At 71.4% G+C, this 16580-nt stretch carries 19 protein-coding genes and 1 pseudogene; 7 read left to right on the top strand and 13 right to left on the bottom strand.

Annotated features, from left to right (window positions below; translation table 11 throughout):
- Complete coding sequence (locus ABTZ58_RS29830) at positions 1–1053, top strand: PadR family transcriptional regulator (protein ID WP_351363259.1); 1053 nt, start codon at positions 1–3, stop codon at positions 1051–1053.
- Positions 1054–1063: 10 nt separating this feature from the next.
- On the opposite strand, the gene ABTZ58_RS29825 is transcribed toward ABTZ58_RS29830, so the two are convergent.
- The 4 genes from ABTZ58_RS29825 to ABTZ58_RS29810 form a co-directional block, all read right to left on the bottom strand.
- Positions 1064–1639: a Clp protease N-terminal domain-containing protein gene (locus ABTZ58_RS29825; protein ID WP_351363256.1), complete on the bottom strand. Its 576-nt coding sequence runs from the start codon at positions 1637–1639 to the stop codon at positions 1064–1066.
- Positions 1639–1848, bottom strand: a complete 210-nt coding sequence (locus ABTZ58_RS29820; protein ID WP_159535743.1) for a helix-turn-helix domain-containing protein — start codon at positions 1846–1848, stop codon at positions 1639–1641. The genes ABTZ58_RS29825 and ABTZ58_RS29820 overlap by 1 nt, the downstream gene beginning before the upstream one ends.
- A gap of 103 nt (positions 1849–1951) precedes the next feature.
- Positions 1952–2917, bottom strand: coding sequence for a zinc-binding dehydrogenase (locus ABTZ58_RS29815; RefSeq protein WP_351363252.1), 966 nt, complete (start codon positions 2915–2917; stop codon positions 1952–1954).
- A gap of 443 nt (positions 2918–3360) precedes the next feature.
- Positions 3361–4593 (bottom strand): NAD(P)-dependent malic enzyme, encoded by a 1233-nt coding sequence (locus tag ABTZ58_RS29810; RefSeq protein WP_351363249.1) that lies wholly within the window; start codon positions 4591–4593, stop codon positions 3361–3363.
- Between the two features lie 625 nt (positions 4594–5218).
- On the opposite strand from ABTZ58_RS29810, the gene ABTZ58_RS29805 reads away from it, so the two are divergent.
- The 3 genes from ABTZ58_RS29805 to ABTZ58_RS29795 are packed head-to-tail and all read left to right on the top strand — an operon-like array spanning position 5219 to position 7907.
- Positions 5219–6175: an ABC transporter substrate-binding protein gene (locus ABTZ58_RS29805; protein WP_309097373.1), complete on the top strand. Its 957-nt coding sequence runs from the start codon at positions 5219–5221 to the stop codon at positions 6173–6175.
- A 32-nt stretch (positions 6176–6207) separates the two neighbouring features.
- On the top strand, positions 6208–7149 hold the full coding sequence (locus tag ABTZ58_RS29800) for an amino acid ABC transporter permease (protein WP_309097374.1): 942 nt from the start codon (positions 6208–6210) through the stop codon (positions 7147–7149).
- Positions 7146–7907 (top strand): amino acid ABC transporter ATP-binding protein, encoded by a 762-nt coding sequence (locus ABTZ58_RS29795; protein WP_309097375.1) that lies wholly within the window; start codon positions 7146–7148, stop codon positions 7905–7907. The genes ABTZ58_RS29800 and ABTZ58_RS29795 overlap by 4 nt, the downstream gene beginning before the upstream one ends.
- A gap of 66 nt (positions 7908–7973) precedes the next feature.
- Here the strand turns inward: ABTZ58_RS29795 and ABTZ58_RS29790 are convergent, their stop codons facing one another.
- Positions 7974–8744: a class I SAM-dependent methyltransferase gene (locus tag ABTZ58_RS29790; protein ID WP_351363244.1), complete on the bottom strand. Its 771-nt coding sequence runs from the start codon at positions 8742–8744 to the stop codon at positions 7974–7976.
- A gap of 89 nt (positions 8745–8833) precedes the next feature.
- Here ABTZ58_RS29790 and ABTZ58_RS29785 point away from each other — a divergent pair, with 89 nt between their 5' ends.
- Positions 8834–9493 (top strand): CGNR zinc finger domain-containing protein, encoded by a 660-nt coding sequence (locus tag ABTZ58_RS29785; RefSeq protein WP_351363241.1) that lies wholly within the window; start codon positions 8834–8836, stop codon positions 9491–9493.
- A 65-nt stretch (positions 9494–9558) separates the two neighbouring features.
- Here the strand turns inward: ABTZ58_RS29785 and ABTZ58_RS29780 are convergent.
- Positions 9559–9732 (bottom strand): annotated as a pseudogene (locus ABTZ58_RS29780) (S24 family peptidase); the annotation flags it as partial.
- Between the two features lie 224 nt (positions 9733–9956).
- Between ABTZ58_RS29780 and sodN the strand changes: the two are divergent.
- Positions 9957–10352: a superoxide dismutase, Ni gene (gene sodN / locus ABTZ58_RS29775; protein WP_004983535.1), complete on the top strand. Its 396-nt coding sequence runs from the start codon at positions 9957–9959 to the stop codon at positions 10350–10352.
- A gap of 61 nt (positions 10353–10413) precedes the next feature.
- Here sodN and ABTZ58_RS29770 read toward each other — a convergent pair whose 3' ends face one another.
- On the bottom strand, positions 10414–10653 hold the full coding sequence (locus ABTZ58_RS29770; RefSeq protein WP_351363238.1) for a hypothetical protein: 240 nt from the start codon (positions 10651–10653) through the stop codon (positions 10414–10416).
- Between the two features lie 17 nt (positions 10654–10670).
- Positions 10671–11825: an inorganic phosphate transporter gene (locus ABTZ58_RS29765; RefSeq protein WP_351363235.1), complete on the bottom strand. Its 1155-nt coding sequence runs from the start codon at positions 11823–11825 to the stop codon at positions 10671–10673.
- Positions 11826–11929: 104 nt separating this feature from the next.
- Between ABTZ58_RS29765 and ABTZ58_RS29760 the strand changes: the two genes are divergently transcribed.
- Entirely contained in the window at positions 11930–12664 is a 735-nt protein-coding gene (locus ABTZ58_RS29760; RefSeq protein ID WP_351363232.1) for a VOC family protein, read from the top strand.
- Here the strand turns inward: ABTZ58_RS29760 and ABTZ58_RS29755 are convergent.
- The 5 genes from ABTZ58_RS29755 to ABTZ58_RS29730 form a co-directional block, all read right to left on the bottom strand.
- Entirely contained in the window at positions 12661–12891 is a 231-nt protein-coding gene (locus ABTZ58_RS29755) for a hypothetical protein (protein WP_351363229.1), read from the bottom strand. The two genes, ABTZ58_RS29760 and ABTZ58_RS29755, sit on opposite strands and share 4 nt — an antisense overlap.
- 229 nt (positions 12892–13120) lie before the next feature.
- Positions 13121–13318 (bottom strand): hypothetical protein, encoded by a 198-nt coding sequence (locus tag ABTZ58_RS29750; protein ID WP_351363226.1) that lies wholly within the window; start codon positions 13316–13318, stop codon positions 13121–13123.
- Positions 13319–13344: 26 nt separating this feature from the next.
- The gene (locus ABTZ58_RS29745; protein ID WP_351363223.1) at positions 13345–13929 is read right to left on the bottom strand and encodes a dihydrofolate reductase family protein; all 585 of its coding nucleotides are present in this window, start codon (positions 13927–13929) and stop codon (positions 13345–13347) included.
- Positions 13930–14325: 396 nt separating this feature from the next.
- Positions 14326–14955: a GNAT family N-acetyltransferase gene (locus tag ABTZ58_RS29735; protein ID WP_351363220.1), complete on the bottom strand. Its 630-nt coding sequence runs from the start codon at positions 14953–14955 to the stop codon at positions 14326–14328.
- Between the two features lie 436 nt (positions 14956–15391).
- On the bottom strand, positions 15392–16558 hold the full coding sequence (locus tag ABTZ58_RS29730) for a family 2 encapsulin nanocompartment cargo protein polyprenyl transferase (protein ID WP_351363217.1): 1167 nt from the start codon (positions 16556–16558) through the stop codon (positions 15392–15394).
- Positions 16559–16580 lie beyond the last annotated feature (22 nt).

Below are 16580 nucleotides of genomic sequence, written 5' to 3'. Positions count from 1 at the left end.
ATGCCCCCCGTCTTCGCCCACGGCCGCCTCCGCCTCTACCTGCTGAAGCTGCTGGACGAGGCCCCTCGCCACGGCTACGAGGTGATCCGCCTCCTGGAGGAGCGCTTCCAGGGGCTGTACGCACCGTCGGCGGGCACGGTCTACCCCCGTCTGGCCAAGCTGGAGGCCGAGGGCCTGGTCACCCACACCACCGAGGGCGGCCGCAAGGTGTACTCGATCACGGACGCGGGCCGGGCCGAGCTGGCCGACCGCAGCGGCGAGCTGGCCGACCTGGAGCTGGAGATCCGGGAGTCCGTCGCCGAACTGGCCGCCGAGATCCAGGCGGACGTCCGCGGGGCCGCGGGCGACCTGCGCCGCGAGATGCGCGCCGCCGCGACCGAGGCCCGGCGGGACAACGGCAGCCGGACCGGCGGCACCGAGAGCCCCTACGGCGATTTCGCGCAGTACGGCGACAAGGACGCCTGGCGCACCGCCAAGGAGGAGATGCGGCGCGCCCGGCAGGAGTGGAAGGAGCAGGCCCGCCGCGCCAAGGACGAGAGCCGTCGCGCCCGAGAGGACGCCCAGCGCGCCCGCCGCCAGGCGAAGGAGGCCCAGGAGCAGGCCCGCGCCCAGGCGCAGGAGCAGGTGCAGCGCATCGCCCGCCGCGTCCAGGAGCAGGTGCAGGACCACTTCACCCGCGGCGACTGGCCGACGGGCCTGCGCGAGGGCCTCAGCGAACTGGTCAAGGAGGTCGGCGAGTTCGGCAAGGACTACGGCAAGGACTTCGCCTTCGACTGGACCGGCACCGGCAAGCCGGCCGCACCGGCGCAGGACTCGCGGCCCACCGAGGACTTCCCGGCCTCCTACGAACCGGCCTGGGCCCACGAGGACGCCGCGGAGTCCACCGGCGACCCCGCCCGCGACCTCGACCGACTCCTCGACCGCTTCCGCGACGACATCCGCGACGCGGCCCGCGACCACGGCGTCACCCCCGAGCAGCTGCGCGACGCCCGCCGCCATCTGTCGACGGCCGCGGCCCACATAGGAGCGCTCCTGCGCACACCGAAGAAGTGAGCGGCCGCGTTCAGCCGGCCTTGGCCTCGCCGCCATCCCCGTACAGCACGCGCACCAGCGTCGCGTACGTCACCCCGTGATCGGCGAGGACCTCGGCCGGCACGCCCGGGCGCATGGTCAGGGCCAGCAGCAGGTGCTCGTCGCCGATGTGCCGGTCCCGGTGCGCGAGGGCCGCCCGCAGCGACCTCTCCAGCACGTCCTTGGCCCCGCGCCCGAAGGAGGGCCGCCCGGACCACCACCGCGTGTCCTTGCGGTCGCCGGACATCGCTCCGACGCCGTGCACCTCCTCCACGCGGGCGACGATCTCCGCCACGTCGATCCCCAGCCCGGCGAGCGCGTCGCTCTCGGCCCGGGACAGCCCGGCCCGCCTCCGCGCCTCCGCGAGGGCCTCCCGCACGGGCTCCCGCTCCTCGGGTCCGAGCCCCAGGGCGGCGAGCGCGAAGGATCCCCGACTGCCCTCCCGGTCGAGCAGGGCCAGCAGCAGATGCTCGGCCTCCACGGACTGTCCGCCCCCGCCGCCACGCTCGACATGTGCGAACGCGCCCTTCACCACATCCCGCGCGTCCTTCGTGAACCGCTCGAACATCAATGCCTCCCGTACTTCTTGTGCACGGCCTGCCTGCTCACACCGAGTTCGGTGGCGATCTCCTGCCACGACCAGCCCTGATGGCGCGCGTTGCGCACCTGCACGGCTTCCAGCTGCTCCAGCAGCCTGCGCAGCGCGGCCACGGCCCGCAGGCCGACCCGCGGATCACGGTCACCGGCACGTTCGGCCAGATCGGTTGCTTCGGTCATGACGTCAACATAGGTTGACACCCGGCATTCGTCAACCCCGGTTGACACACGAAACGGCCGGCCCGTTTCCGGACCGGCCGTTCCAGCGTCACGCGGCGCCCGCTCAGGGATTGGTCAGCACGACCTTCCCGAACTGCTCACCGGATGCGAGCCGTTCGAAGCCCTCACGCGCACGGTCCATGGGCAGCACGTCGTCGATGACGGGCCGCACGCCGGTGGCCGCGCAGAAGTCGAGCAGATCCTCCAGCTCGTCCTTGGTGCCCATCGTGGAGCCGACGACCTTGAGCTCCAGGAAGAAGATGCGGGTCAGCTCGGCGTGCGAGGGACGGTCACCGCTGGTGGCACCGGAGATGACCAGGGTGCCACCGGGCTTCAGCGACTTCACGGAATGCGACCAGGTCGCCGCGCCCACGGTCTCGATCACGGCGTCGACCCGTTGCGGCAGACGCGCCCCGGCCTCCAGCGCCTCCACGGCCCCCAGCTCCACGGCCCGCTTGCGCTTGGCCTCGTCCCGGCTGGTGGCGAAGACCCGCAGCCCGGCCGCCTTGCCCAGCACGATGGCGGCCGTGGCGACACCACCGCCGGCGCCCTGCACGAGCACGGAATCACCGGGCCGGACACCCGCGTTCGTGAACAGCATCCGGTACGCGGTCAGCCACGCCGTCGGCAGACAGGCGGCCTCCTCGAAGGACAGCTCCTTCGGCTTGGGCAGGATGTTCCAGGTCGGCACGGAGACCTGCTCGGCGAAGGTCCCCTGGTAGCGCTCGGTGAGGATGGAACGGGGTTCCTTCGGGCCGACCCCGTGCCCGCTCTGTCCGATGACGGAGTGCAGGACGACCTCGTTGCCGTCCTCGTCGACACCGGCGGCGTCGCAGCCGAGGATCATCGGCAGCTTGTCCTCCGCGAGGCCGACGCCGCGCAGGGACCAGAGGTCGTGGTGGTTGAGGGAGGCGGCCTTGACGGTGACGGTGCTCCAGCCGGGACGGGCCTCGGGAGCCGGGCGCTCTCCCAACTCCAGGCCGGACAGCGGCTGGTCGCGGTCGATTCGGGCGGCGTAGACAGCGAACATGACCTTGACGATAGGTTCCCCACCGGTACGACGGAACCGTGTGGGCCTGTGAGACACACCCTCTTGCCAGGACCGGGAGGCCCCTGCTGAGGCCGGCTGAACCACGACGCACCCGCACCCGCCGCGCCACGCGAGGGGCCGTGTCGGGGAGTGTCCGCCCGCAGCGGTTGGCGCGTCAACGGACAGCCGGTCGGCCCGCAGGTCGATCGCGCCGTTCCGAGGACGGACACCCCCCGGCGCCCGCGGCCCCGCCCCACCACCAGCGCGGGCCGCACCCCCGCGACCCGCACCAACTGCCACGGGTCGGCACGCAGCAGCAGGCGGACACATAAGCACCCGCACCCGCACCCGCACCCGCACACCACCCGAACAGCTCAGCCGATGGCAAAGAAATGACCCCGCCCGAACCGGGACGGGGTCACCTCACCACCCAGCGAGCGGCGTCAGCGGCGAGCCACGCCCTCGGCACGCGCCGCCGCGGCGACCGCCGCCGTCACCGCCGGTGCCACCCGCTCGTCGAACGGCGACGGGATGACGTAGTCGGCCGCGAGGTCGTCCCCGACCACGGCCGCCAGCGCCTCCGCGGCGGCCAGCTTCATCCCCTCCGTGATCCGGGAGGCCCGCACCTGCAGCGCCCCCGCGAAGATCCCGGGGAACGCCAGCACGTTGTTGATCTGGTTCGGGAAGTCCGACCGCCCGGTGGCGACCACCGCCGCGTACTTGTGCGCGACCTCGGGGTGCACCTCGGGGTTCGGGTTCGCCATGGCGAAGACGAACGCGCCCTCGGCCATCGACGCGACCGCGGACTCCGGCACCGTCCCGCCGGACACCCCGATGAACACGTCGGCCCCGGCAAGCGCCGACTCCAGCGACCCCGTGAGCCCGGCCTTGTTCGTGAACCCGGCCAGTTCCCGCTTCACCGCCGTGAGGTCGTCCCGGTCCGCCGACACGACACCCTTGCGGTCGGCCACCGCGACATCCCCGACCCCGGCCTCGACCAGCATCCTCGCGATGGCGACCCCGGCCGCGCCGGCGCCGGAGATGACGGCCCGCAGGTCACCGACGGCCCGCCCGCTCAGCCGCGCGGCGTTCCGCAGGGCGGCCAGCGTCACGACCGCCGTGCCGTGCTGGTCGTCGTGGAAGACCGGGATGTCCAGCCGCTCCTGCAGCTTCCGCTCGATCTCGAAGCACCGCGGCGCCGAGATGTCCTCCAGGTTGACCCCGCCGAACGACGGCGCGAGCCGCACCACCGTCTCGACGATGTCGTCGACGTCCGTGCAGTTCAGCGCGATCGGGACCGCGTCCACACCGCCGAACTGCTTGAACAGGATGGCCTTGCCCTCCATCACCGGGAGGGAGGCCTCGGGCCCGATGTCACCGAGCCCCAGCACGGCCGTACCGTCCGTCACGACGGCGACGACCGAAGACTTCCACGTGTAGTCGTGCACCAGCTCCGGCTGCTCCGCGATCGCGCTGCACACCTTCGCGACGCCGGGCGTGTACGCCAGGGACAGGTCGTCCTTGTCGCGGACCGGCACCGTGGCCTGCACGGCCATTTTGCCGCCGCGGTGCAACGCGAACGCCGGATCGAAGGAGTCGAGGGGCTCCGCACTGCCCTCGTTGCCCGTATCACCGGTCTTGCTCTCGCTGCGAGGATTGACGATCTCCGCTGCCACTTCGTTTTACCCCTTAAATCTTCATTGGTTTGAGGGTGGCCACTCCTGGTGAGGGGTGGGCGGGACCGCGTACGGCCGTGGTCGTGCTCTGTACGTGATACGTACGGGCGCGTACGCGACGGGCGCGCCGCACACGCGCCCTGAGCCCCGGATGAGGGGTGTAAAGACCCTTCTTACCGGACGGAAGGCACCGAGGACGAGTCCATAACGCCAAGGTCACATACCGGCGCCCTGACTCTTCGTCCAAAATCGGGGCAAGGGCTGGACAAACCATCGAGAACCACTCAAGCGGTGGTGAAGCCCGCGGCCTCCGTGTCGAAATCCCGGGATATGCCGAAGATCTTCCGGCCGGAAGGAGGCATTCCCACAGAAGGTCCGGCCGTGATGTACCGGAGTGGTGCGGTTCGGGGGTCGCCCGTTATCCGATTTTGACATGGCTGGCCCCCAGAATGGCGCAGTCCGAATGGCAAGATGCCGTAATCACACGAGGTCGCGACACTCGAAGACGTGTGTTCTCGTCGACCCACGGCGCTGCCGACCCCGTCGGCAGGCCACGGCACTGCCGAACCCATCGGCAGCGCTCCGCCCCATCGGCAACTCCACCCATCCGCCGGAGGAACCCACCATGACCGCAAGCTCCACCCGTCGTACGACCGCCGCCCGCTCCCGGCTAGCAGCGGTCGGTGCGATCGCGGTCGCAGGCGCGCTGATGCTCACCGGATGCGGTGACCAGACCAAGGACAACGGCTCGGACAGCGAGACCGCGACGGCCGCGGCCCCGCTCGCCGACAAGCTGCCCAAGTCGATCCGCGACAAGGGCGTCATCAAGGTCGGTTCGGACATCGCCTACGCCCCGGTCGAGTTCAAGGACAGCTCGGGCAAGGTGGTCGGCATCGACCCCGACATCGCCGCCGCCATGGGCAAGCAGCTCGGGGTCGACTTCCAGTTCGAGAACGGCACCTTCGACACGCTGATCACCGGTCTGCGCTCCAAGCGGTACGACATCGCCATGTCCGCGATGACCGACACCAAGGACCGCCAGGAGGGCATCGACTCCGACACCGGCAAGAAGGTCGGCGAGGGCGTCGACTTCGTGGACTACTTCACCGCCGGTGTGTCGATCTACACCAAGAAGGGCGACGACCAGGGCATCAAGACCTGGCAGGACCTGTGCGGCAAGAAGATCGTGCTGCAGCGCGGCACGGTCTCCGAGGACCTCGCCAAGGCCGAGTCGAAGAAGTGCCCGTCCGGCAAGAAGATCGCCATCGAGCCCTTCGACAACGACCAGCAGGCCCAGACCCGCCTGCGCGCGGGCGGCGCCGACGCCGGCTCGTCCGACTTCCCGGTCGCCGCGTACGCCGTGAAGACCTCCGGCGGCGGCAAGGACTTCCAGCTGGTCGGTGAGCAGGTCGAGGCCGCTCCGTACGGCATCGCGGTCGCCAAGAACCAGACGGAGCTGCGGGACGCCCTGAAGGCCGCTCTGGACGCCATCATCGACAACGGCGAGTACGAGAAGATCCTCAAGAAGTGGGGCGTCACGGACGGCTCCGTCGACGAGGCCACGATCAACGGCGGCAAGTGACCGCGACGCAGCGGCACTGAAAGGCACTACCCGTGACTGTTGACATCGACAAGACGGCGGGCGACACGCCCCCGGCCGGGCCGGAGGCCATCAAGGCCATCCCGGTCCGGCACTACGGGCGGTACATCTCCGCCGTCGTCGCCATCGCCCTGCTGGGCGGTGTCGTCTACGCGTTCGCCCAGGGCAAGATCAACTGGGACGCGATCCCGGACTACTTCTTCGACGACCGCATCGTCGACGGCGTCGGCAAGACGCTCCTGCTGACCGTGCTGTCCATGGCGATCGGCATCGTCGGCGGCGTCCTGCTCGCCGTGATGCGCCTGTCGAAGAACCCGGTGACCTCGTCGATCGCCTGGTTCTACATCTGGTTCTTCCGCGGCACCCCGGTCCTGGTCCAGCTGATCGTCTGGTTCAACCTGGGCCTGGTCTTCGAGTACATCAACCTCGGGCCGTTCTACAAGGACGAGTGGTCGGACTTCATGACCCCGTTCCTGACGGCGCTGCTGGGTCTCGGCCTGAACGAGGCGGCGTACATGGCGGAGATCTGCCGTGCCGGTCTGCTCTCGGTCGACGAGGGCCAGACCGAGGCGTCGCACGCGCTCGGCATGAGCCACTCCAAGACGCTGCGCCGGATCGTGATCCCGCAGGCGATGCGCGTGATCGTGCCGCCGACGGGCAACGAGGTCATCAACATGCTGAAGACGACCTCGCTGGTCTCGGTCGTCCAGTACCCCGAACTGCTCCGCGCCGCCCAGGACATCGGCCAGACCTCCGGCGCCCCCGCCGAGATGCTGTTCCTGGCGGCGGCCTGGTACCTGCTGCTGACCTCGGTCTTCAGCATCGGCCAGTACTACCTGGAGCGCTACTACGCGCGTGGTTCGAGCCGGTCGCTCCCGGCCACGCCGTTCCAGAAGATCAAGGCGAACGTGCTGTCCCTGTCCAGCCGCTCGAAGCCGACGGGAGGCAAGGCATGACCGCCATGGTGAAGGCCGAGGGCGTCCACAAGTCCTTCGGCCCCGTCGAGGTCCTCAAGGGCATCGACCTGGAGGTGAAGTCCGGCGAGGTGTTCTGCCTCATCGGACCGTCCGGCTCCGGCAAGTCGACCTTCCTCAGGTGCATCAACCACCTGGAGAAGATCAACGCCGGCCGCCTGTACGTCGACGGCGAGCTGGTCGGCTACAAGCAGAAGGGCGACAAGCTCTACGAGCTGAAGGACAGCGAGGTCGCCCTCAAGCGCCGGGACATCGGCATGGTCTTCCAGCGCTTCAACCTGTTCCCGCACATGACGGCCGTGGAGAACGTCATGGAGGCGCCGGTCCAGGTCAAGGGCGTCAACAGGGGCCAGGCGCGGCAGCGTGCCCTGGAGCTGCTGGACCGGGTGGGCCTGGCCGACAAGGCGGGCAACTACCCCTCCCAGCTCTCCGGCGGCCAGCAGCAGCGCGTCGCCATCGCCCGGGCCCTGGCGATGGACCCGAAGCTGATGCTGTTCGACGAGCCGACCTCGGCGCTGGACCCGGAGCTGGTCGGTGACGTCCTGGACGTCATGCGCGACCTCGCCGAGTCCGGTATGACGATGGTCGTCGTCACCCACGAGATGGGCTTCGCCCGCGAGGTGGGCGACAGCCTGGTCTTCATGGACGGCGGCGTGGTGGTCGAATCCGGTCACCCGCGTGAGGTGCTGACCAACCCGCAGCACGAGCGGACGAAGTCGTTCCTGTCCAAGGTGCTCTGACGGTACGCACGGCGAGGGGGCGGTACGGAATCTCCGTACCGCCCCCTTCGCGGTCCGTCGCGCGGTCTACTTCATGGCGAGCAGCAGGGTGTCCGAGGGCGAGCACCACACCGGCCTGGCCTCGCCGAACCCCTTCTCGCGCAGCACGCGCGCGTGCCACTGCACCGACGGCGTGTCACCGTCGGCGTGGTCGCCGTAGATCTCGTAGCGCCGGGCCGTCGGTCCGGCGAGGACGGGGTCCTCGGCGGCGAGCTGCCACCACTCGGTCCAGCCGAGGACGCCGGACTGCCTGGCCTGTTCCATGCGGGCGTGACGCTGTGCGCGCTCGGCGGCGTTGATCCGGGGTGTCGTCTCGTCGATCATGTGGTCGGCGTTCATGAACACCCCGCCGTCGCGGACGAGTCCGGCGAGACGGCCATAGAGCTCCGCGAGAGGTTCCCGGTGCAGCCAGTGCAGGGCCGTCGCGGTCAGGACGGCGTCGTACGACTGGTACGGCAGCCGCGCCGGCCAGTCGGGGTCCTTGAGGTCGGCGGTGACCAGGGTGACCCGGTCGTCGCCGGCGAAGGTGCCCTCGGCGATGGCGAGGAGCGCCGGGTCGAGGTCGACGCCGGTGCTGGTGGCGTCCGGGAACCGGGCGAGCAGCCGGGCGGTGATGCTGCCGGTGCCGCAGGCGAGGTCGAGGACGCGCGGGGCGGTGCCCACGACGGCCTCGACCATGTCAAGCATGATCCGGAACCGCTCCTCGCGGTCGGGCATGTACCACTCCTGCTGCCGGTCCCAGCTCTCCTGCCAGGCCTGCCAGTCGGTGGTGGCGGTGCGGGTGTCCGCGTCCGTCATCGAGCCCCTCCCTCGTAATACCCTGGATGCGTCATCAGCTGTTACCAGTGCGCGCTCACGACACTAAAGCCCCTCCGTAAGGACTACAAGTGGAACTGGCCTATTACTCGGACTACGCCGTGCGCCTCGTCAACACCGAGGAGCCGGCCCGGGGCAAGGACACCCTGACGTCGGTCGAGGCCGTTCGCGATCTGTTCGGCGGCCAGCAGTCGGCGGCGCGCCGCGCCACGGACACGGACGTGACCCGGTTCCGCTCCGTGCGGGCCCGGCTGCGCGCGGTCTTCGAGGCGGCCGACGGCGGCGACGAGCAGCTCGCCGTGGACCTGCTGAACTCGCTGCTGCTGGAGTTCCCGGTGAGTCCGCAGATCTCCGGGCACGACTTCCGGGACGACGACGGCCGCCCGCTGTGGCACATGCACCTGGCGGACCACCCGTCCAACGCGACCGCCGGCTACGCGGCGATCGCCGCGATGGGCCTGGCCTTCCACCTGACCGAGTACGGCGTGGACCGCCTCGGCCTGTGCGAGGCCCCGCCCTGCCGCAACGCCTACCTGGACACCTCGACCAACCGCTCCCGGCGCTACTGCTCCGACCGCTGCGCGACCCGTGCCAACGTGGCGGCCTACCGGGCCCGCAAACGCCTGGAGGCGGCCCGGCCCGACCTGCCCGAGAAGACGGGCCTGGCGGCCGACAGCGCCCAGCCGAGCAGCGCCCAGGGCGAGCGCCGGCCGGGCCTGGGCGGCCGGTAGCGGAACCGGACCCGCCCCAGCACCAGGTCGTCGGGCACGACGCCGTAGTCGGTGCTGTCGCCGCCGGCGTAGGCGTTGTCGCCGAGCACCCACCAGCCGTTCTCGCGCCGCTGGGCGGCCCGCTTCACCACGAGCAGGTCCTGCTGGAAGGGATGCCGCAGCACGACGACGTCACCGGGCCTGATCCGGGCGCCGTAGTGCACGAGGAGCCGGTCCCCGTGGTACAGCGTGGGCACCATGGACGGCCCGGTCACCTCGGCCACCCCGAAGGGCGCGGCCGGCCTCCCCCGCTCGGACTCCTGCGACAGCTCCGGCATCACCCGGCACCTCCCCGGTTCTTTCCTCCACCAGTCTCAGTCTCACCCCGGACTTTTGTCCTAAGCCCTAGGGGGCACTCGCGAAAACCCCTCCCCCACGGAGTAATGTCCCCTGTGAGAAGACGATCACGAGGAAGGAATGCTCCATGCTTTCCCGCCTGTTTGCACCCAAGGTCAAGGTCAGCGCGCACTGCGACCTTCCCTGCGGTGTCTACGACCCCGCCCAGGCCCGCATCGAGGCGGAGTCGGTCAAGGCCGTCCAGGAGAAGATGGCCGGAAACGACGACCCGCACTTCCAGGCTCGCGCCACCGTCATCAAGGAGCAGCGCGCCGAGCTCGCGAAGCACCACGTCTCGGTGCTGTGGAGCGACTACTTCAAGCCCCCGCACTTCGAGAAGTACCCGGAGCTGCACCAGCTGGTCAACGACACCCTGAAGGCCCTCTCGGCCGCCAAGGCGTCGACCGACCCGGCCACCGGCCAGAAGGCGCTGGACTACATCGCCCAGATCGACAAGATCTTCTGGGAGACCAAGAAGGCCTGATCGCCCCGTACGGCGAAGGGGCCCGGCCGCCGATCCGGCCGGGCCCCTTCGTCGTACGTGCTCAGTGCGGCCCGGGCACGAACAGGTCCAGGTAGGTCCCGTACGCCACCACGGCCGGGCAGGCGAGGAAGCACAGGGCCGCCGGGCCGAGGCCGCGAGCGCCGGGGCCGCCCCGGTGCTCGCGGACGCCCTCCGGCCGGGCGTGGCCGTGGACGCCCAGGGCGAAGACGACGCCCACGGCGACGGCGACACCGACGCCCGCGGCGGTGACCGGGCCGAGTGCGGTCCAGTCCGCCTGCATGGCGACTCCCGGTCGTTTCAGGCGGCCGTGCCGACCTTGGCCGGCGGCTCGGTGCGAAGGCGGACCTCGTGTGCGTCGTTGACGTTGTGGGCGTGCACCGGGTTGCGGCGCGCGAGCAGCACGATGCCCGCGGCGAGGGCGGCGCCCACCAGGGCGACGGCCGCCGTGCCGAGGTCGCCGCCGTTCTGGACGACCGCGGCGGCCAGGCCGCCCAGCAGCGCGGCGGCGGGCAGGGTGATCAGCCAGGCGACCGCCATCCGGCCCGCGACACCCCAGCGGACCTCCGCGAGCCTGCGTCCGAGCCCGGCGCCGAGGATGCTGCCCGAGGCGACCTGGGTGGTGGACAGGGCGAAGCCGAGGTGGGCGGAGGTCAGGATGACGGTCGTTGAGGCGGTCTCGGCGGCGAAGCCCTGCGGCGACCGGATCTCGGTGAGGCCCTTGCCCATGGTGCGGATGATCCGCCACCCGCCGAGGTAGGTGCCGAGGCCGATCGCCAGGCCCGCGGAGGCGATCACCCACAGGGGCGGGTCCGCGTCGTGGCCGAGCGCGCCGGCCGAGATCAGGGTGAGGGTGATGACGCCCATGGTCTTCTGCGCGTCGTTGGTGCCGTGGGCGAGGGAGACGAGTGAGGCGGAGGCGATCTGGCCGATCCGGAAGCCCTTCGTCACGGCCTCCTCGCGGGCGCGGGCGGTGAGCCGGTAGGCGAGACAGGTGGCGAGCAGCGCGGCGACCCCGGCCACGAGCGGCGAGGCCACCGCCGGGACCAGCACCTTCTCGACGACCTTGGCGAAGTGGACCCCGTGGCTGCCCGCCCCCGCCCACACGGCCCCGATCAGCCCGCCGAACAGGGCGTGCGAGGAACTGGAGGGCAGTCCGAGGAACCAGGTCAGCAGGTTCCACAGGATCGCACCGACGAGTCCCGCGAAGATCATTCCCGGGGTGACGAGGGTGTCGCTCACGATGCCGCCCGAGATCGTCCTGGCGACCTCGGTGGACAGGAAGGCACCGATGACGTTGAGGACACCGCTGATCAGGACCGCTGCACGGGGGGCGAGCGCGCCGGTGGCGATGGACGTGGCCATCGCGTTCGCCGTGTCGTGGAATCCGTTGGTGAAGTCGAAGGCGAGCGCCGTGACGATGACGACGGCCACGAGGAACGTGATGTGGTCCATTGCTGTATGCAAACAACCCGTGGCCGACAGGAGGGGAACGGCGGGCAGAGGCTGGTCGAGGTTCACGCGGGTGGCCGTGGCGCGGGCCCTCTACGATCACAGCCATGAGCATCCGCTGGACGTACGCCTTCGCCGACCGGCCCCGCTCGGTCTTCGGCGCCGCCTGCGACTTCTGGACGGCGGTGAGCGCCACCCGGCTCTCCGAACCGCGCGGTGAGCACTCCGAGTTCGTCACGCTGCTCCCGGACGGCGCCGACGCGTGCGTGAAGGCCCAGGCGGTCGGGTCGGGCCCGGGCGGCGCGCACCTGGACTTCTGTGTGGACCACGTACGGGAGTTCGCCGACGCGGCGGTACGGCTCGGGGCGCGGGTGGTGCAGAACCTCGATGCGCTCGTCGTACTGCGCTCGCCGGGCGGGCAGTTGTTCTGCGCGGACCCTTGGCGAGGGCAGTCGTCCCGGCCGGGGGTGGTGCGGGGCAGCCGGCTGGACCAGGTGTGCGTGGACGTGCCGCCGTCGGTGTACTCCGCCGAAGTCGCCTTCTGGAGCGGGCTGCTGACCGGATGGGAGTCGCGGCCGGGCGCCCTCCCCGAGTTCCACGTGGTCGAGCCGCCACCGGGGCTGCCGGTCCGTCTGCTCCTGCAACGCCTCGGCACGGAACGCCCGGTCTCCGCCCACCTCGACCTCGCCTGTGCGGACGTCGGGGCGACCCGGGCGTGGCACGAGGCGCTCGGAGCCGAATGCGTGGCCCGTTTCCCCGGCTGGACGGTCATGCGCGACCCGGTCGGCGGCACGTACTGCCTGACCTCCCGAGACCCGGAGACGGGCCGGCCGCGGGTCTAGTCCGCCTCCACATACGCGCACGCCACCGCGCCGCCGCCCTCGGGCGTGGGACAGGGCGGGAGGTTGGCCGGCTCGTCGGGGTCGGTCAGCTCCCAGACGTACGGGCCCTGCGGCTCCGTGGAGTCCTGCGCCCAGAGGGTCAGCCCGGCGGCGACGACCACGAGCAGCGCCCACACGATCACGGCCCACCGCCGCACCCTGCGACGCCGCTCCCCCGTCATGCTCATGCCTTCAAGCTAGTCCCTCGGCCAGACGGCCCAGGCAGGGAGATCACCCTGCTCCCGCACGCCGCGAACCAACCGGCGGGCACCGCCTCGGACGGCCCCATCGGCCGTCGGGCCAGCGGGTCTCGCCGCCGGAGCCGTGGGCGGGCCTCGCCGCCGGACCGCACGTCGGGCCTCGCGGCCCCAGCCGGAGGTGACGTGCCGGTTGCGCGCCGGACGGCCCGGCACGGGCTCAGGGATTCTTCGTGATGGTCTCCCGGGGGGCCGGGCGGCCGGCTTCCGCGCTCTCCGCGTCGTGGGCCCCGCACTCGGGGTTGCGACACGGGCCCGCCACCCACTTGGGGACCCATGCGCCCAGCGTCTTGTGCCGCCGGACGACTGTTTCCACTGGCTGTCCGCAGGTGGGACAGGTCTGTTCATCGCTGCCCATGCCTTCAGGGTAGGCCGGTGCGGGCCTCAGCGCTTCCTGCCGTACGTGCGCACCACCACGCCGTTGCCGAACGCGCGCACCGACTCCAGGCCGAACTCCGAGATCGCGAACCCCGACTCGAACATGGGCATGCCCCGGCCGTACACCAGCGGGTAGGACTTGATGATCAGCTCGTCGATCTCGTCGAGGAGCGCGCCCGCGACCTTCGCGCCGCCGCAGAGATAGATGCCGAACTCGCTCTCCTCCGCCTTCAGTTCACGGACCTTGCCGAGCAGGTCGGCCGAGATGATCTCCACGTTCGGGTCGGGCGACTCCGTCAGGGTGCTGGAGGCGACGTACTCGCGCAGGTGGGCGTACGGGCTGGTGATGCCCTCCTTCAGGGCCAGCTCATAACTGCCCCGGCCCTGGATGATCGTGTCGAACCGCTTGTTCGGCAGGTCGTCGAAGCCGAGGGCCCGGCGGCCGTGGGTGGGCACGGTCTCGGGATACTCGTCCCGCAGGTAGGCGAGGAACTCCTCGTCGAGGAGCCGCATCATCGCCGCCGCGTCACCGTCCGGGTCCCCGATGAAGCCGTCGAGCGAGCAGGCGATGAAGTACGTGAGCTTTCGCAAGGAGGGTCTCTTTTCGTCGGCCTGCACATTGACAACTCCAGTTGTAGTACTTCCGCTGTAGTGGCTGCAAGGGAATATCCGTAGGCAGTCGAAAGTGGCAGAGGGGGCTCCGCATAGTCGGTAACCCACTGGTGACGGTCTTCATGCGCGACCTGATGTCCCGCGCGACCGCGACCGCACGGGCTGCCTGGGCCTGACAAAGCTACGGCTGGAGGCCACCCGGCGCCCCGGACTGCTCGCCTCCTGCACCGCGTCGGTGCGCGGCGACCTGGAGAGGCCCTGGAGTTCCATCAGACGGCCGCACTGCGAGCCGGTGGAGCGTGGCGACGGTGCTGCCGGAGGGGCAGGAGACGCGTGCTGGAGGCCCGGGGTGGGGGCGCGGTGTCTCCGGAGCGGCTAGGCGGTCCTCGCCGTACGGGGCTCGCGCCACATCGGCCACATCGCCGGGCCGTCGGGGAGATCGAGGACCGGGCCGGCCAGCTCGAAGCCGAGACGTTCGTAGAGCTTGCGGCTGCGGGCGCTGCTCGCCTCCAGGTAGGCGGGCAGCCCCTCGCGGTCGCAGCGGTCGAGGACGGACCCGATGAGCGCGGTACCGAGCCCCTCGCCCTGACGGCCGGGGGCCACGCCGATCATCCACAGGTACTCGTGGGCCCGCCCGGAGGGATGGATCGCGGCCGTGAGCCGGCCGATCTCCTCGATGCGCGCGTTGTCCGGGTCGACGGCCTGCCGCACCTGGGCCGGTCCGTCGCCCTCACCGGCGTCGGCGGGGCCGTCCCCGCCGTGGCCGTCCTCGGCCGGCATGGAAAGCCACAGCGCGCAGGCGGAGCCGTCCTCGGTGACGTCGACCCGGCCGGACGCGAGCACGATGTCGGTGAAGGCGGCCATGAGCCCGGGGTGCTTCGCCCGGCGCTCCGCGGCTCCGGGGAAGACCCAGCCGCTCACGGGGTCGTCCTGGAAGGCCTCGTCCAGGAGCCGGACGATCAGCTCCCGGTCCGCCACGCCCGCCGTCCGGATCGCCACGCCCATGTCCCCGCCCCTTCGCCTGCGCCGACCACTGGTGCCGGACACCGGTGGTGTCACCCGCGCCGACGGGCGTTGATCGTAGGGCGGCCGGGGGGCGAGGCGGGGGCGGGGCCCGGACCTTGGCGGAAACCAGTCGAACGTATGCCCAAAGAGGGCGCGTGACACGAGTGAGGGGCGGGCCCCGCACACCGTGGGGAAGTGCGGGACCCACCGGCCGAAGTCCGGTGACCGTGCGGTGTCAGGATCCGCACGGTCACCGGCGCCCGGGGGGGCTCTGCCCTCCGGTCGTCCGAAGGGGTATCGGGCGGGCCTATAGGTCACCCGAGCCGACGGGTGCTGTGCTGCCGGCCTTCGGTCACCCGAGGGCCGTCGGGTGCCGTGCTGCCGGCCTCCGGTGGTGTCGGCTTCCGGCGCGGCCGGCCTCCGGTGCTGCCGGCCGTCAACTGGTGCGCCGGGTCACGAACTCGGCGAGAGCCAGCAGACCGCCCGCCGCCTCCGGATCCGGTACCGCGTGCGCCAGTTGCTGCATCGCCCGGGCCATCCGGTCGGCGGCCTGGTCCTGGGCCCAGTCACGGCCGCCCGCACTCTCCACGGTCAGGGCGATGTGGTCCAGGTCCTCCTCGTCGGCGGGTCGGGCGTACAGGTCGGCGAGCTCGGCGGCCTCGGGGGTGCCGGAGACCAACGCGGCGACCACCGGCAGGGACTTCTTGCGGGCGGCCAGGTCCGCGCCGACGGGCTTGCCGGTGCGGGCCGGGTCGCCCCATATGCCGATGACGTCGTCGATGAGCTGGAACGCCAGCCCGGCCTCCCGGCCGAAGGCGTCCAGCGCAGCCACGTCCGCCTCCCCGGCGCCCGCGTACAGCGCGCCGATCGCGCAGGCGCTGCCCAGCAGGGCACCCGTCTTGGCCTCCGCCATGGCGAGCACCTCGTCGAGCGAGACCTCGGCCGGGACACGCCGCTCCAGGGCCGTGTCCGCGTGCTGACCCGCGCACAGTTCGACCACGCAGTCCGCGAGCCGGACGGCGGCCGCCCGGGACGCCGGATGCGGGTCCTCGGCGAGCAGCCGCAGAGCCAGCGCCTGCAGGGCGTCCCCGGCGAGGATCGCGTCGGCGTCACCGAACACGCTCCAGGCGGTGGGCCGGTGACGGCGGGTGGCGTCGCGGTCCATCACGTCGTCGTGCAACAGCGTGAAGTTGTGGACCAGCTCCACCGCGGCGGCCGCCCGGACCGCCCGCGCCCTCGCCTCGTGCCCGCCCAGGGCGGCCGCCGCGGCCAGGACGAGCGCGGGGCGGATCGCCTTGCCCGAGCCGCCCTCGGCCGGTGTGCCGTCCGCCCGCTCCCAGCCGAAGTGGTAGCACGCGACCCGGCGCATCGGCCCGGGCAGTGAGTCGAGCGCGGCCCGCAGCACCGGGTCGACCTCCGCCCGGGCCCGCTCCAGGAGCATGACCGCCTCCTGTCCCCCGGCCGGTCCCGGACCGTCCTGCTGTGTCCCGACGAGTCTCCGCCTCTCCGGCGCCCCGGCCGTCGGCCGGGGCTCGGCGCCGCGCCGCTCACCGGAGGCGGGCAGCGTCGGCTCCGTCCTGAACTCCGTGAGGGACTCACCCATGGGACCGCCTCGGAGAAGGAAC

This window comes from Streptomyces sp. NPDC094143, assembly GCF_040303825.1.
GTDB lineage: Bacteria > Actinomycetota > Actinomycetes > Streptomycetales > Streptomycetaceae > Streptomyces.
This window is presented reverse-complemented; position numbering and strand designations above follow the sequence as displayed.

What these genes read in the sequence shown, in the direction of transcription:
- ABTZ58_RS29790 (WP_351363244.1), bottom strand. Translation starts at nt 8,744, where the DNA reads ATGACGGACGCGGACACCCGCACCGCCACCACCGACTGGCAGGCCTGG.
- ABTZ58_RS29830 (WP_351363259.1), top strand. Translation starts at nt 1, where the DNA reads ATGCCCCCCGTCTTCGCCCACGGCCGCCTCCGCCTCTACCTGCTGAAG.
- sodN (WP_004983535.1), top strand. Translation starts at nt 9,957, where the DNA reads ATGCTTTCCCGCCTGTTTGCACCCAAGGTCAAGGTCAGCGCGCACTGC.
- ABTZ58_RS29820 (WP_159535743.1), bottom strand. Translation starts at nt 1,848, where the DNA reads ATGACCGAAGCAACCGATCTGGCCGAACGTGCCGGTGACCGTGATCCG.
- ABTZ58_RS29750 (WP_351363226.1), bottom strand. Translation starts at nt 13,318, where the DNA reads ATGGGCAGCGATGAACAGACCTGTCCCACCTGCGGACAGCCAGTGGAA.
- ABTZ58_RS29755 (WP_351363229.1), bottom strand. Translation starts at nt 12,891, where the DNA reads ATGAGCATGACGGGGGAGCGGCGTCGCAGGGTGCGGCGGTGGGCCGTG.
- ABTZ58_RS29795 (WP_309097375.1), top strand. Translation starts at nt 7,146, where the DNA reads ATGACCGCCATGGTGAAGGCCGAGGGCGTCCACAAGTCCTTCGGCCCC.
- ABTZ58_RS29825 (WP_351363256.1), bottom strand. Translation starts at nt 1,639, where the DNA reads ATGTTCGAGCGGTTCACGAAGGACGCGCGGGATGTGGTGAAGGGCGCG.
- ABTZ58_RS29730 (WP_351363217.1), bottom strand. Translation starts at nt 16,558, where the DNA reads ATGGGTGAGTCCCTCACGGAGTTCAGGACGGAGCCGACGCTGCCCGCC.
- ABTZ58_RS29735 (WP_351363220.1), bottom strand. Translation starts at nt 14,955, where the DNA reads ATGGGCGTGGCGATCCGGACGGCGGGCGTGGCGGACCGGGAGCTGATC.
- ABTZ58_RS29770 (WP_351363238.1), bottom strand. Translation starts at nt 10,653, where the DNA reads ATGCAGGCGGACTGGACCGCACTCGGCCCGGTCACCGCCGCGGGCGTC.
- ABTZ58_RS29805 (WP_309097373.1), top strand. Translation starts at nt 5,219, where the DNA reads ATGACCGCAAGCTCCACCCGTCGTACGACCGCCGCCCGCTCCCGGCTA.
- ABTZ58_RS29765 (WP_351363235.1), bottom strand. Translation starts at nt 11,825, where the DNA reads ATGGACCACATCACGTTCCTCGTGGCCGTCGTCATCGTCACGGCGCTC.
- ABTZ58_RS29760 (WP_351363232.1), top strand. Translation starts at nt 11,930, where the DNA reads ATGAGCATCCGCTGGACGTACGCCTTCGCCGACCGGCCCCGCTCGGTC.
- ABTZ58_RS29815 (WP_351363252.1), bottom strand. Translation starts at nt 2,917, where the DNA reads ATGTTCGCTGTCTACGCCGCCCGAATCGACCGCGACCAGCCGCTGTCC.